The organism is Cupriavidus sp. OTU4054, assembly GCF_038440175.1.
GTDB lineage: Bacteria > Pseudomonadota > Gammaproteobacteria > Burkholderiales > Burkholderiaceae > Cupriavidus > Cupriavidus pauculus_D.
Window position 1 is genome coordinate 1 of sequence record NZ_JASATF010000058.1, and the last position, 12,722, is coordinate 12,722.

13 protein-coding genes are annotated in these 12,722 nt (G+C 65.1%); 4 read left to right on the top strand and 9 right to left on the bottom strand.

Annotated features, from left to right (window positions below):
- Window positions 1–101: 101 nt before the first annotated feature.
- The gene (locus AAHB16_RS32465; RefSeq protein ID WP_150372934.1) at window positions 102–515 is read right to left on the bottom strand and encodes a rhodanese-like domain-containing protein; all 414 of its coding nucleotides are present in this window, start codon (window positions 513–515) and stop codon (window positions 102–104) included.
- Between the two features lie 134 nt (window positions 516–649).
- Here AAHB16_RS32465 and gpmA point away from each other — a divergent pair, with 134 nt between their 5' ends.
- The 3 genes from gpmA to AAHB16_RS32480 all read left to right on the top strand — a co-directional run bounded on the left by gpmA (window position 650) and on the right by AAHB16_RS32480 (window position 4,072).
- On the top strand, window positions 650–1,396 hold the full coding sequence (gpmA, locus tag AAHB16_RS32470) for a 2,3-diphosphoglycerate-dependent phosphoglycerate mutase (protein ID WP_150372935.1): 747 nt from the start codon (window positions 650–652) through the stop codon (window positions 1,394–1,396).
- Window positions 1,397–1,615: 219 nt separating this feature from the next.
- Window positions 1,616–3,235, top strand: a complete 1,620-nt coding sequence (locus tag AAHB16_RS32475) for a S41 family peptidase (RefSeq protein ID WP_150372936.1) — start codon at window positions 1,616–1,618, stop codon at window positions 3,233–3,235.
- 87 nt (window positions 3,236–3,322) lie between these two features.
- Window positions 3,323–4,072 carry a HesA/MoeB/ThiF family protein gene (locus AAHB16_RS32480; RefSeq protein ID WP_150372937.1) on the top strand — a complete coding sequence of 250 codons (750 nt, stop codon included), beginning with the start codon at window positions 3,323–3,325 and terminating at the stop codon, window positions 4,070–4,072.
- A gap of 205 nt (window positions 4,073–4,277) precedes the next feature.
- On the opposite strand, the gene bfr is transcribed toward AAHB16_RS32480, so the two are convergent.
- Window positions 4,278–4,757, bottom strand: coding sequence for a bacterioferritin (bfr, locus tag AAHB16_RS32485; protein WP_011296489.1), 480 nt, complete (start codon window positions 4,755–4,757; stop codon window positions 4,278–4,280).
- Window positions 4,758–4,861: 104 nt separating this feature from the next.
- Between bfr and AAHB16_RS32810 the strand changes: the two genes are divergently transcribed.
- On the top strand, window positions 4,862–5,266 hold the full coding sequence (locus tag AAHB16_RS32810; RefSeq protein ID WP_446718158.1) for a hypothetical protein: 405 nt from the start codon (window positions 4,862–4,864) through the stop codon (window positions 5,264–5,266).
- A 117-nt stretch (window positions 5,267–5,383) separates the two neighbouring features.
- Here AAHB16_RS32810 and ptsP read toward each other — a convergent pair whose 3' ends face one another.
- From ptsP to AAHB16_RS32525, 7 genes are all read right to left on the bottom strand, one after another.
- Window positions 5,384–7,144 carry a phosphoenolpyruvate--protein phosphotransferase gene (gene ptsP, locus AAHB16_RS32495; protein WP_150372939.1) on the bottom strand — a complete coding sequence of 587 codons (1,761 nt, stop codon included), beginning with the start codon at window positions 7,142–7,144 and terminating at the stop codon, window positions 5,384–5,386.
- Between the two features lie 59 nt (window positions 7,145–7,203).
- On the bottom strand, window positions 7,204–7,473 hold the full coding sequence (locus AAHB16_RS32500) for an HPr family phosphocarrier protein (protein WP_150372940.1): 270 nt from the start codon (window positions 7,471–7,473) through the stop codon (window positions 7,204–7,206).
- Window positions 7,442–7,897: a PTS sugar transporter subunit IIA gene (locus AAHB16_RS32505; RefSeq protein WP_150372941.1), complete on the bottom strand. Its 456-nt coding sequence runs from the start codon at window positions 7,895–7,897 to the stop codon at window positions 7,442–7,444. Before AAHB16_RS32505 ends, AAHB16_RS32500 begins: the two co-directional genes overlap by 32 nt.
- A gap of 111 nt (window positions 7,898–8,008) precedes the next feature.
- A complete protein-coding gene (gene gshB / locus AAHB16_RS32510) occupies window positions 8,009–8,965 on the bottom strand; it encodes a glutathione synthase (protein ID WP_342052923.1) in 957 nt (318 codons plus the stop codon).
- A gap of 32 nt (window positions 8,966–8,997) precedes the next feature.
- Window positions 8,998–10,293 (bottom strand): glutamate--cysteine ligase, encoded by a 1,296-nt coding sequence (gshA, locus tag AAHB16_RS32515; RefSeq protein ID WP_109582795.1) that lies wholly within the window; start codon window positions 10,291–10,293, stop codon window positions 8,998–9,000.
- A gap of 456 nt (window positions 10,294–10,749) precedes the next feature.
- A complete protein-coding gene (gene amt / locus AAHB16_RS32520; RefSeq protein WP_342052924.1) occupies window positions 10,750–12,276 on the bottom strand; it encodes an ammonium transporter in 1,527 nt (508 codons plus the stop codon).
- Between the two features lie 31 nt (window positions 12,277–12,307).
- Complete coding sequence (locus AAHB16_RS32525; RefSeq protein WP_109582230.1) at window positions 12,308–12,646, bottom strand: P-II family nitrogen regulator; 339 nt, start codon at window positions 12,644–12,646, stop codon at window positions 12,308–12,310.
- Window positions 12,647–12,722 lie beyond the last annotated feature (76 nt).

Here is a 12,722-nt window from a genome sequence, read left to right on the forward strand (position 1 = left end):
CAAAAATCTCTTTGTCCTACTGGGGGGGGGCGGGTCCCCCCGCGCCCCCCCCCCCCGCGACAGCTGAAAAATAAGGCAGCCGTGACCGGCCGCCGGGCCTGTTACTTGACGACCGGCAGACCGGCCTGCTGCCAGGCGGCCATGCCGCCCTCGAGCGCGTAGACCTCACTGTACCCCGCTTCCTTCAACGCTGCTTGAGCCTTCCCCAGGTGCTGCCCAGTCTGGCTGATCACGATGATCGGGGCGGCCTTGTCCTTGGCCAGCGTGGCGGCGCGGTTGGCGAGGTCCGCAAGTGGCGCGCTCTTCGCCTGAGGCAGGTGGCCCTTTGCATACTCGGCGGCGTCGCGCACATCCACGGCCACCGCGTTGCGCTTGTTCATCAGCTGCGTGGCGGCGACGGTATTGACGCTCTTGCCGCTCGTTCCGCGGACGATGGCCGGCCAGGCCAGCAGGCCGCCGGAGACCACCGCGATCGCGAGCAGGGCCAGGTTGTTGTAGTCGGCGAAGAAATTCACGTTGGCATTTCCGTTGGGTTGAGTCGGCGGCATTATAAAATACGCGGTTTGGCGCCACCCTTCATTTTGTGGGGTGCGGGCCGCGCCGCTTCGGCGCCGCCGCGCCGGCAGGTTTTCTACTCCCTGGAAGCAGCATGTACAAGCTCGTTCTCATCCGCCACGGCGAATCGACGTGGAATCTCGAAAACCGCTTCACGGGCTGGGTCGACGTCGATCTGACGGAAACCGGCGCCGCCCAGGCACGTCAGGGCGGCCAGCTCCTCAAGGAAGCGGGCCTGTCGTTCGACATCGCCTACACCTCCGTCCTCAAGCGCGCCATCCGCACGCTGTGGCACGTCCAGGACGAAATGGACCTGATGTGGATTCCGGTGCGCAACGAATGGCGCCTGAACGAACGCCACTACGGCGCGCTGTCGGGCCTCAACAAGGCCGAGACCGCCGCGAAGTTCGGCGACGCGCAGGTGCTGGTCTGGCGCCGCAGCTACGATACGCCGCCGCCGGCCCTGGAGCCCGGCGACGAGCGCGCATCGTTCAACGATCCGCGCTACGCGAACGTGCCGCGCGAGCAGATCCCGCTGACCGAGTGCCTGAAGGATACGGTGGCCCGCGTGATTCCGCTATGGAACGAATCTATCGCTCCAGATATCAAATCCGGCAAGCGCGTGGTGATTGCCGCCCACGGCAACAGCATCCGCGCGTTGGTGAAGTACCTGGATCAGATTTCGGATGACGACATCGTCGGCCTCAATATTCCCAACGGCACCCCGCTCGTGTACGAACTGGACGCCGACCTGCGACCCCTGCGCCATTACTACCTCGGCGACGCGGACGCCATCGCCGCTTCGCTGGCCGCCGTGGCCAACCAGGGCAAGGCACGCTGACCGTCCGGCGGGGGACTCGGGATGATCCGGCCACGCCGGCGAGCCGCCTTGCGGGTTGCCAATGTGGCCGCGCCCACCGTCACGCGGTGACGCGCAGGCCTTTTTTCCCACACCCTCTTATACTGTCGGACAAATCCGGTCCAGGCACCCGCCGTGGCATGCGCCGCGGCGCCGACCGGATTCCATCAGGCAAAATCCTCACACGTTCAGGCTGCCCTCATGCGTAAGTCGCTCAAGAACATTAGCCTCGTCTCCATCGGCGTCGTTGCCGGCGTGCTCGCCACGCTGCAGATTTCGGCGACGGCGCAGAACTCTTCCGGACCGCTGCCGCTCGACCAGCTGCGGCTGATGTCCGATATCTTCGGGCAGATCAAGCGTGAATACGTCGAGCCGGTCGATGACAAGAAACTGCTGACCGAAGCCGTCAAGGGCATGGTCGCCAGCCTCGATCCGCACTCGGCCTATCTGGACGAGAAGGACTTCAAGGAACTGCAGGAAGGCACGCGCGGCCGCTTCGCGGGCCTCGGCATCGAGATCTCGCAGGAAGAAGGCCTGGTCAAGGTCATCAACCCGATCGAGGACACGCCCGCGTTCCGCGCCGGCATCCAGCCGGGCGACCTGATCACGCGTATCGACGACAAGCCCGTGCGCGGCCTCCCGCTGGAGCAGGCGGTCAAGCGCATGCGCGGCGAGCCGGGCACCAAGGTCACGCTGACGATCTACCGCAAGAGCGAGGAACGCACGTTCCCGGTCTCGATCACGCGCGCCGAGATTCGCGTGCAGTCGGTCAAGACCAAGATGCTCGACCATGACATCGGCTGGATCCGCCTGACGAGCTTCCAGGAACGCACGGTGGCCGACCTCGGCCGCAAGCTGACCGAGATGGCGCAGAAGAATCCGAACCTGAAGGGCGTGATCCTCGATCTGCGCAACAACGGTGGCGGCGTGCTGCAGGGCGCCGTGGGCGTGGCCGCGGCCTTCCTGCCGGAAGATGCGACCGTGGTCTCGACGAACGGCCAGGTGCCCGACGCCAAGCGCGTGTACAAGGCGTCGTTCAACAACTACCGCCTGTCGTCGCTCGAAGACGATCCGCTCAAGGATCTGCCGCCGCTGTTCAAGAAGATTCCGATGGTCGTACTGACCAATGCGTACTCGGCCTCGGCCTCGGAAATCGTGGCCGGCGCGCTGCAGGATCATCACCGCGCGCTGATCATGGGCAAGACCACGTTCGGCAAGGGCTCGGTGCAGACCGTGCGCCCGCTGACGAACGACACGGGTATCAAGCTGACGATCGCGTACTACTACACGCCGACCGGCAAGTCGATCCAGGCCAAGGGCATCCGCCCCGACGTCCCGGTCGATCAGAATCCCGAGGGCGATCCCGACGACGCGCTGATCACGCGCGAAATCGACACCGAGCGCCACCTGCACAACAAGCAGGAATCGGAAGAACCTGAAATGGCCGAGCGCGAACAGCGCCGCGTGGAAGAACTGCGCCGCCTCGAGGAAGAGAACGCGAAGAAGTCGCCGGAAGAACGCGAGAAGGAACGCCGCAAGAAACCCGTGGAGTTCGGTTCGAACGACGACTTCATGCTCCAGCAGGCCATCGCGCAGCTGAGCGGCCAGCCGGTCAAGAAGTCGAAGTCGCGCCTCGAACTCGCGCAGGCTGCCGGCAAGCCCGACGAGAAGCCGGACGGCGCCAAGCCGGCCGACACGTCGAAGCCGGCCGCCAAGCCCGCGGGCAAGAGCGCACCGGCCAAGCCGGCAGCGCCGGCACAGCCGCCCGCCAGCGCACCGATCGGCGAACCGCTCGGCACGCCGACCGGCAAGGCGCGCTGATCCGGTAGCGCTGCATTCCCCCTCGCACGGCCCGCGGTTTCACGACAGCGGGCCGTTTTTGTTTTCAGCCCCGGCTCCGCCTTTGCCATGAACGACGATCAACTGCTGCGCTACTCGCGCCATATCCTGCTGGACGAATTCGGTATCGAGGGCCAGGAACGCCTGCTGGCCGCGCACGCGCTCGTGATCGGCGCCGGCGGTCTCGGGGCCGCGGCCCTCCCCTACCTGGCCTCGGCCGGTGTGGGCCATATCACGATCGTCGATGACGACGACGTCGATCTGACCAACCTGCAGCGCCAGATCGTGCACACCACGGCAAACGTCGGACGCCCGAAGGTGGAGTCGGCCCGCGAGGCGATGCTCCGCATCAATCCCGACCTCGATATCCAGCTCGTGCCAAGGCGCGTGAGCGACGCCGAGCTCGGCCCGCTCGTGGCACAGGCCGACGTGGTCCTCGACTGCACGGACAACTTCGTCACACGTCACGCGATCAACCGCGCCTGCGTCGCGCATCGCGTGCCGCTCGTCTCGGGCGCGGCGCTGCGCTTCGACGGGCAGGTCAGCGTGTACGACCTGCGCCAGCCGGACGCGCCGTGCTACGGATGCCTGTTTCCCCCGTCGGTACCGGCCCCGGAGGCCGCCTGCGCGTCGATGGGCGTATTTGCGCCGCTGGTCGGCATGGTAGGCACGGTGCAGGCGGCGGAAGCGCTGAAGCTGCTTTCCGGCGTCGGCAGGCCACTGGCCGCGCGGCTGCTGATGGTCAATGCGCTGACGATGGAATGGAACGAGATGCGGCTGGCGCGCGCGCCGGACTGCGAGATCTGCGGGGGAGCGTAGGAGGGGGTCACCGGTACCGGGCACCCTGACGGCGGAGCAAACCGCGGGGCCCGATAAACCGATGACTGGATGAAGACAAGAATCCGAATGAGAACGGTTATTGCCTCATCGCGCACAAAGCGGTGACGCCAGTCAGCGTCACGCGCCGTGCCGACCGCTGCCGGAAATCGCTTCAGCGGCTGGCGGTACGACCTTGGACCGGCGCTTATTGCTCGCCGGGCTCCATCTGCGATTGCAGATAGTTCTGCAGGCCAACCTTGTCGATCAGGTCGAGCTGCGTTTCCAGGTATTCGATGTGCTCTTCGGTATCCGTGAGGATATCGACGAGGATCTCGCGGCTGACGTAGTCGCCGACGGACTCGCAGTAGGCGATGCCTTCCTTGACCGTGGCGTGGGCCGTCTGCTCCAGCTTCAGGTCGCACTTCAGCATTTCGGGCGTGTCTTCGCCGAGCAGCAGCTTGTGCAGATCCTGCAGGTTGGGCAGGCCGTCGAGCATCAGGATGCGGTCGATCAGGCGGTCGGCATGCTTCATTTCGCCGATCGATTCCTTGTACTCCACATCGCCGAGCTTCTTCAGGCCCCAGTGGCGGTACATGCGCGCGTGCAGGAAATACTGGTTGATCGCGGTCAGCTCGTTCTTGAGCTGCGCGTTCAGATGCTGGATGACCTTCTTGTCACCTTTCATACAGGGCTCCTAAGTGTGCAAGCGGGCCCGCAGTCGAAAATGCAAAAGCACAAAAGCGCGCCGCGGAGCATCTCCGCTGGCACGCCTCACACAAGCAAATTCAGATGACGCAGCGTGGTCAGAACTTAAGCAACGAGCTCTGTACGCTGATCGTTCGCGACTGCCGGGTCCCGAGCGTCCATTATCGCACGTGGGGCAGCAGCCGAACAGGAAGAAATCTCCACAATCTGGATCGTGGAGATAGTGGGAGCGGGCGACATATTGCGAACCGCGGCCACGCCTTCGGCGAGGACCTCCTTCGCGCAGTCGGTGCAACGTCCGCAGCAAGTGCCAACGCCAAGCGTCTCGGCCAGCTCATCCATGGTCGAAACGCCAAGATGGGCAGCGCCGTGAATCTCGTGATCGGTGACCTGATTGCAGATGCAGACGTACACAACTTACTCCTCGGGGGCTTGCGCGACACCGGCATGTCGGCGCGTTTGAGGAAGATTAACAGAGATCGAAAATGATAACAATTCCCATTAAACACCCATGGTTTATCCGCGCAACAGAGCGCGGAAGCCGTCACTTCCGGTCAGGAAAGTGACGGCGAGTCCATCACATCAAGGTGAATAACCCTGAAGATTTCAGGGTTGTGTGACGCGCTGCAACGCGGCGCTGAGCTCGTCCGGCTCGTACGAGGCAAGCACCTGGTCGACGAGCGGACCGAGCCGTTCGCAGTCGGCATGGATGACCTCCTGCTTGACGCGAAGCAGCTGCGACGGGTGCATCGAGAACTCGCGCAGGCCCATGCCCAGCAGCAGCCGCGTCATCGCGGGGTCGCCGGCCATTTCGCCGCACACCGCCACCGGCACGCCGGCACGGTTGGCTTCGCGAATGGTGCGGGCCACCAGCTGCAGCACCGCCGGATGGCACGGATCGTAGAGGTGCGCGACGGCGTTGTCGGCCCGGTCGATCGCCAGCGTGTACTGGATCAGGTCGTTGGTGCCGATGGACAGGAAGTCCATGCGGCGCAGGAACAGCGGCAGCAGCAGCACGGCCGCGGGAATCTCGATCATCGCGCCGACCTTGACGCCCGGGTCGTACGGCAGCCCCCGCTCGTCGAGCTGGCGCTTGGCCTGCTCGATCAGGTCCAGCGTCTGGGTGATCTCGCTCGCATGCGCGAGCATCGGGATGAGCAGGCGCACAGGGCCGAACGCCGACGCGCGCAGCAGCGCGCGCAACTGCGTCAGGAACATCGCCGGCTCGGACAGCGACCAGCGAATCGCGCGCAGGCCCAGCGCCGGGTTCGGCGCGGTCTCGAAATCGTCGTTGCGGGAATCCAGCGGCTTGTCGGCGCCGATATCGATCGTGCGGATCGTCACGGGCAGGCCGTGCATCGCCTCGACGGCGCCGCGATAGGCCGCGAACTGCTCGTCCTCGCCGGGCAACTCGTCGCGGCGGTTCATGAACAGGAATTCGGAACGGAACAGGCCCACGCCGACGGCGCCGGCCGAGAGCGCGGCGCCCGCATCCTCGGCCATCTCGATATTGGCGAGCAGTTCGATCTCGAGCCCGTCGAGCGTGACGGCGGGCGTATGCCGCAGCCGCTGCAGGCGCTTCTTCTCCAGCGCGCGCTCGCTCTGGCGATGGCGGTATTCCTCGAGGATGATCGGCGACGGATCGACGATCACGAGACCCGCGTCGCCGTCGATGATGATCCAGTCGTCCTGGCGGATCAGCTCGCTGGCGCTCTTGACGCCCACGGCGGCCGGAATGTCGAGGCTGCGCGCGACGATCGCGGTATGCGAGGTCCGGCCGCCGAGGTCCGTGACAAAGCCGTGGAAGACGGTATGGCGGAACTGCAGCATGTCCGCCGGGGAGATATCGTGCGCGACCACGATCACGCCCGGCGCGGGTTCGCCATCCGGGGCGAGTGCGGGAACGGGCGCCGGTGCGAGCACGGGCGCGCCGGCCAGCACCTTGAGAATCCGCTCGACGACCTGCTCGATATCGGCCTTGCGCTCGCGCAGGTACTCGTCCTCGATCTCGTCGAACTGGCGCATCAGCTCCTCGAGCCGCGTCGTCAGCGCCCATTCCGCGTTGTAGCGGCGGTTGCGGATCAGGGCCTCGGGCTCCTCGGACAACGCCTCGTCGTCGAGGATCATCGCGTGCACGTCGAGGAATGCGCCCATTTCCTCCGGCGCGTCGCGCGGCAGGTCCCGCTTCAGCGTGACCAGTTCCGCGCGCACCGCGGCCCGCGCATCGCGCAATCGCCCGACCTCCGCTTCGATCCGGTCTTCATCGACCAGATAGTGCGAGACGTCGAGCGCCGCGGGCGCGACAAGGTGGGCGCGCCCGATGGCGACGCCACGCGAAACCGGAATGCCGTGCAAGGCAAAGGGCATGAACCGCTCCGATCGGGAACGTTGAAGAAAGCGCTGGATACGCGCGTCGAGGACGCGCGTTATTCTCCCTCGCCGAACCGATTGGCGATCAGCGCCAGCAGCGCGTCCATCGCCTCCTGCTCGTCGGGGCCGTCGGTCTCCAGCGTCACCGTCGAACCGATTCCGGCCGCAAGCATCATCACCCCCATGATGCTTTTGGCATCGACCTGCCGCCCGTTGCGGGACATCTTGACCTGACTCGAGAACTTTCCGGCGAGTTGGGTCAGCTTGGCCGAGGCCCGGGCGTGCAGCCCGAGCTTATTGATGATGGTGGTGTCCCTCTGCAGCATATTTATCGGGGTGGTTGGCTTGTTGGTTCTGAACGGTGGTGGCGCCGACCTGCAGCACGCCCTGCGCGCCGCCGGCCAGGGCCTTGGTCGCCAGCTGGTCGAGTTTCTCCGCGCGATAGCAGATGGCACGAACCAGCATGGGCAGATTGACGCCGGCCAGCACTTTGACGCGGCCGGGCTCGGCAAGGCGCGCCGCGATGTTCGCGGGCGTCGCGCCGAAGATATCGGTCAGGACGAGCGCGCCGTTGTCCTCGCAGAGCGCGGCCAGGCGTCGTCGCGCCTCGGCCAGCACGGCTGCGGGATCGGCGTCGGGAGCGACGTCGATGGCCTCGAGCTGCGGAGGCTGGCCGCAGTAGACGTGGGCAGCGCAATCGCGCAGCGCCGAAGCCAGCGGTGCATGCGCGATGATGAGAATTCCTGCCATGGTGGTGAGCGCGTTGGGATGCTCGAATTGTAGCAGGCACCCCTTCGGGCCAATCCGCTTATCCTGCCGACGGGTGCCCGCGCCCGCCAATTAGGCCGGCGCTGTGGCGCGCTAGCGTCGGTCCGTCTCCGCGACAGCTGCTTCCAGCGCGTCGATAAACATGCCCGCTACGTCGAAACCGGTCTGCTGCGTAATTTCCTGGAAACACGTCGGGCTCGTCACATTGACCTCGGTCAGGTAGTCGCCGATCACGTCCAGGCCCACCAGCAGCAGGCCCTGCTCCCACAGCCCAGGCGCCAGCGTTTCCGCGATCTCGCGGTCCCGCGCGCTGAGCGCCTGCGCGCGGCCGAGGCCGCCGGCGGCCAGGTTGCCGCGAATCTCGCTGCCCTGCGGAATGCGCGCGAGCGAGTACGGCACGGGCTTGCCGCCGATCAGCAGGATGCGCTTGTCGCCTTCCTTGATGGCCGGGATAAAGCGTTGCACCATCAGGGTGCGCGCCCCGTTTTCGCCGAGGGTCTCGACGATGGAGCCGAGGTTCATGCCGTCGGGGCCCACGCGGAAAATACCCATGCCGCCCATGCCGTCGAGCGGCTTGACGATGATGTCGCCGTGCTCGGCATGGAACGCGCGGATGCGGTCGGCATCGCGCGTGACCAGCGTCGGCGTGACGAACTGCGGGTAGCGGCCGATGGCCAGCTTCTCCGAATGGTCGCGGATGGCGCGCGGCTTGTTGAAGATGCGCGCGCCCTGCGCTTCCGCCAGTTCCAGCATCCACGTGCTGGTCACGTATTCCATGTCGAACGGCGGGTCCTTGCGCATGAGCACCGCGTCGAACGCCGCGAGCGGCTGCCGTGCCGGCTCGCCGAGGCGGAACCAGTCATGCGCGTCGTCGCGAATGTCGAGCGGACGCACGGTGGCCTCGACCACGTTGTCCGCGAGCGAAAGCTGCGACTGCAGGCAGAAGAACAGCTCGTGCCCGCGGGACGCCGCCTTGGTCATCATCGCGTAGGTGGAGTCCTTGTACGTCTTGAAGGTCTCGAGCGGATCGGTGATGAAGAGAATGCGCATGGATGTCCGAGGCTGGAATCAGGAGATCAGAATCAGAGGATCGGGTTCGGGTCGGTCTTCTCGAGCTCGATCGACGCGGCCAGCAGCGCGAGGCGCGCCACCACGCCATACATATAGAAGCGGTTCGGCACGGCCGCGCCCGGCTTGGCGTGGCTGTCCGGAATCCCGTTCGGCGCGAAGGCCAGCGGCACGAAGTGCATGCCCGGCGCGTTGAGGTTCTCGTCGTTGCCGCGGCCCGTGTGCACGCGGTAGAAGCCACCGACCACATAGCGGTCGATCATGTAGACCACCGGCTCGGCCACGGCCTCGTTGACCTTCTCGAACGTGTGCACGCCTTCCTGGATGATGACGTCGGAGACCTCGAGGCCTTCCTTGACGACGCTCATCTTGTTGCGTTCCTTGCGGTTCAGGCCCTTGACCTCGGACGGATCGCGCACGGTCATGATGCCCATGCCGTAGGTACCGGCGTCGGCCTTGACCACGACATACGGCGTTTCCTTGATGCCGTACTCGCGATACTTCTTCGCGATCTTCTTGAGCACGCCTTCCACCGCGTCCGCCAGTTCTTCCTCGCCCACGCGTTCGTGGAAGTCCACGCCCGACGTGCGCGCAAAGTACGGATTGACCATCCACGGGTCGATGTCGATCAGGCGCGCGAACTTCTTGGCCACCTCGTCATAGGCGGCAAAGTGGCTGCTCTTGCGGCGCGTGGACCAGCCAGCGTGCAGCGGCGGCAGCAGGTACTGCTCGTTGATGTTCTCGAGCACGGGCGGCACACCGGCCGACAGGTCGTTGTTCAGCAGGATCGAGCAGGGGTCGAAGTTCTCGAGCCCCAGGCGTCGGCCCTTGGTGCCCAGCCGCGTCAGCGGCTCGACCACGAGCGTCTGCCCGTCCGGCAGCTCGATCGGGGTCGGTTCGGTGATGTCTTCCGAAAGCGAGCCAAGCCGCACGTTGAGACCAGCCTGACGCATGATGAGCGACAATCGCGCCACGTTCTGCAGATAGAACATGTTGCGCGTATGGCGCTCGGGGATCAGCAGCAGGTTCTTGGCGTCCGGGCAGATCTTCTCGATCGCGGCCATCGCGGCCTGGACGGCCAGCGGCAGCATTTCCGGGGCGAGGTTATTGAAACCGCCCGGGAACAGGTTCGTATCGACCGGCGCCAGCTTGAAACCGGCATTGCGCAGGTCCACCGAACAGTAGAACGGAGGCGTATGTTCCTGCCATTCCAGCCTGAACCAGCGCTCGATGGACGGTGTGGCGTCCAGTATCTTCTTTTCCAGTTCGAGCAGTGGACCGTTCAGAGCGGTGATGAGATGCGGGACCATATCCATCCTAATTGATCGTCTTTATTGTCCGCCCCGATTGTAGAGGAACGGCCAATAGCCTGCAGGCATGGTTCGCATAACATTATGCGCAGGCTGGTGAATGCAGCCCATGTGGGGACGATCGGGCGGATTTCAAACGGACGAGCGAAGCCGAAAGATCGGCGACAGCTTGGACGAAAAAAAAGCGCGGCGGGAGCCGCGCTTTGAAATGGCCTGACAGATACGGGGAGCGTTCTGCAGGTGGAGGAAACTGCCTCACTGGCACTGTATGTGCGCCACCACTTAAAGACAATTGAGACTTTTTAAGATCGGAGTTAAGCACTCTGCGAAAACTGCTCCGATCCGTTGCCGCGCCTCGCGTGGGGCGGCGCAGAAAAGAAAAAGCCCGGCACAAGGCCGGGCAAAACTCCTGAGAGAAGATTCCCAATCAGCTCTCCAGCACAACACTTTTGTGGATCACACCTCGTAAGCGGTCTCGCCGTGGGAGGTAATGTCCAGACCTTCGCGCTCTTCCTCTTCGGGGACGCGCAGGCCAATCAGCATGTCAACCAGCTTGAAGGCAACCAGGGCCACGATGCCCGACCACACCACGGTGGTCAGCACGCCTTCGAACTGGATCCAGACCTGTCCGGCGATCGAGTAGTCGTCCGACACCTTGTTGGCCACGTAGTCGTAGATGCCCACGCCGCCGAGGCTCGGTGCCGCGAACACGCCGGTCAGCAGCGCGCCGACGATACCGCCCACGCCGTGCACACCGAACACGTCGAGCGAGTCGTCCATGCCGAGCATGCGCTTCAGGCCGGTCACGCCCCACAGGCACAGCAGGCCAGCAACGAGGCCCATCACGATCGAGCCCATCGGGCCGACGAAGCCGGCGGCCGGGGTAATCGCCACGAGGCCGGCGACGGCGCCCGAGGCACCACCGAGCATCGAGGGCTTGCCCTTGCCGATCCACTCACCGAAGGTCCACGACAGCACGGCGGCGCAGGTGGCCAGCAGCGTGTTGACGAAGGCCAGGGCGGCACCGCCGTTGGCTTCCAGACCCGAGCCGGCGTTGAAGCCGAACCAGCCGAACCACAGCAGCGAGGCGCCGACCATCGTGAACGTCAGGCTGTGCGGGCGGATCGCTTCGCGGCCGAAGCCGATGCGCTTGCCGTACATGAAGGCACCCACGAGACCGGCGACGGCCGCATTGATGTGCACCACGGTACCGCCTGCGTAGTCGAGCGCGCCCTTCTGGAACAGCCAGCCAGCCTTCGCGGTTGCGGCGGTTGCGGCAGCAGCGTCGGTGTAGGCGTCAGGACCCGGCCAGAACCAGACCATGTGGGCCATCGGGATGTACGAGAACGTGAACCACAGGACCACGAACACGAGCACGGCCGAGAACTTGGCGCGCTCGGCGAAGGCGCCGATGATCAGGCCGCAGGTAATGGCCGCGAACGCGCACTGGAAGGCGAAGAAGCCCAGTTCCGGCACGACCACGCCCTTGCTGAAGGTCGCGCCGACGGCGTCGGCGTTGAGGCCCTTCATGAAGAGACGGTCGGTACCGCCGAAGAACGCATTGCCTTCGGTGAACGCGAAGCTGTAGCCGTAGATCGCCCACAGGATCGACACGAGCGAGAAGATCACCAGGCACTGCATCAGCACCGACAGCATGTTCTTCGATCGCACCAGGCCGCCGTAGAACAGCGCGAGGCCAGGCAGCGTCATCAGGATCACGAACGCCGTGCAGACCAGTAGCCAGGCCGTGTCGCCCTTGTTGGGCGCCGGGGCCGGTGCTGCGGCGGGAGCGGCTTCGGCTGCTGCCGGAGCGGCAGCGGCGGGTGCGGCGGCCGGGGCCGCGGCGGCGGCGGCTGCCGGCGCCGAGGCTTCGGCGGCGGGCTTGTCCTGCGCCACGGCATGGGTGGACAGGCCGAGTGCGGCCGTGCCGAGTGCCAGCGACATCGCGCCGGCTGTCAGGATTCGCTTGAACCAGGTTTTCATTGGATTAACCTCTTGTCTTTGTGTCTCTGTCTCACAGGGCATCGCCGCCGGTCTCGCCGGTGCGAATGCGGATGACCTGTTCGATCGGTGCGATAAAAATCTTGCCGTCACCGATCTTGCCGGTGCGCGCCGACTTCTCGATGGCTTCGATGGCGCGATCGACCACGTCGTCCGGCACGGCAACTTCGATCTTCACCTTCGGAAGGAAGTCGACGATGTATTCGGCGCCGCGATAGAGCTCGGTATGCCCTTTCTGGCGTCCGAAGCCCTTGACCTCGGTCACGGTAATGCCGGACACGCCCACGTCGGACAGTGCTTCGCGCACCTCGTCGAGCTTGAACGGCTTGATGACTGCAATGATGAGTTTCATCGGGTTTCTCCTGTTGGCGGCGCCCGGGCCCGCGCCCCCCCGGCCGGGGGGGGGTTTTTAAATGTTTGTTATAGGT

Bases quoted from the DNA above. Each gene is read 5' to 3' on its own strand.
- gpmA (WP_150372935.1), top strand. From the start codon at position 650: ATGTACAAGCTCGTTCTCATCCGCCACGGCGAATCGACGTGGAATCTC.
- AAHB16_RS32475 (WP_150372936.1), top strand. From the start codon at position 1,616: ATGCGTAAGTCGCTCAAGAACATTAGCCTCGTCTCCATCGGCGTCGTT.
- AAHB16_RS32480 (WP_150372937.1), top strand. From the start codon at position 3,323: ATGAACGACGATCAACTGCTGCGCTACTCGCGCCATATCCTGCTGGAC.
- bfr (WP_011296489.1), bottom strand. From the start codon at position 4,757: ATGAAAGGTGACAAGAAGGTCATCCAGCATCTGAACGCGCAGCTCAAG.
- AAHB16_RS32810 (WP_446718158.1), top strand. From the start codon at position 4,862: ATGACGCAGCGTGGTCAGAACTTAAGCAACGAGCTCTGTACGCTGATC.
- ptsP (WP_150372939.1), bottom strand. From the start codon at position 7,144: ATGCCCTTTGCCTTGCACGGCATTCCGGTTTCGCGTGGCGTCGCCATC.
- AAHB16_RS32500 (WP_150372940.1), bottom strand. From the start codon at position 7,473: ATGCTGCAGAGGGACACCACCATCATCAATAAGCTCGGGCTGCACGCC.
- AAHB16_RS32505 (WP_150372941.1), bottom strand. From the start codon at position 7,897: ATGGCAGGAATTCTCATCATCGCGCATGCACCGCTGGCTTCGGCGCTG.
- gshB (WP_342052923.1), bottom strand. From the start codon at position 8,965: ATGCGCATTCTCTTCATCACCGATCCGCTCGAGACCTTCAAGACGTAC.
- gshA (WP_109582795.1), bottom strand. From the start codon at position 10,293: ATGGTCCCGCATCTCATCACCGCTCTGAACGGTCCACTGCTCGAACTG.
- amt (WP_342052924.1), bottom strand. From the start codon at position 12,276: ATGAAAACCTGGTTCAAGCGAATCCTGACAGCCGGCGCGATGTCGCTG.
- AAHB16_RS32525 (WP_109582230.1), bottom strand. From the start codon at position 12,646: ATGAAACTCATCATTGCAGTCATCAAGCCGTTCAAGCTCGACGAGGTG.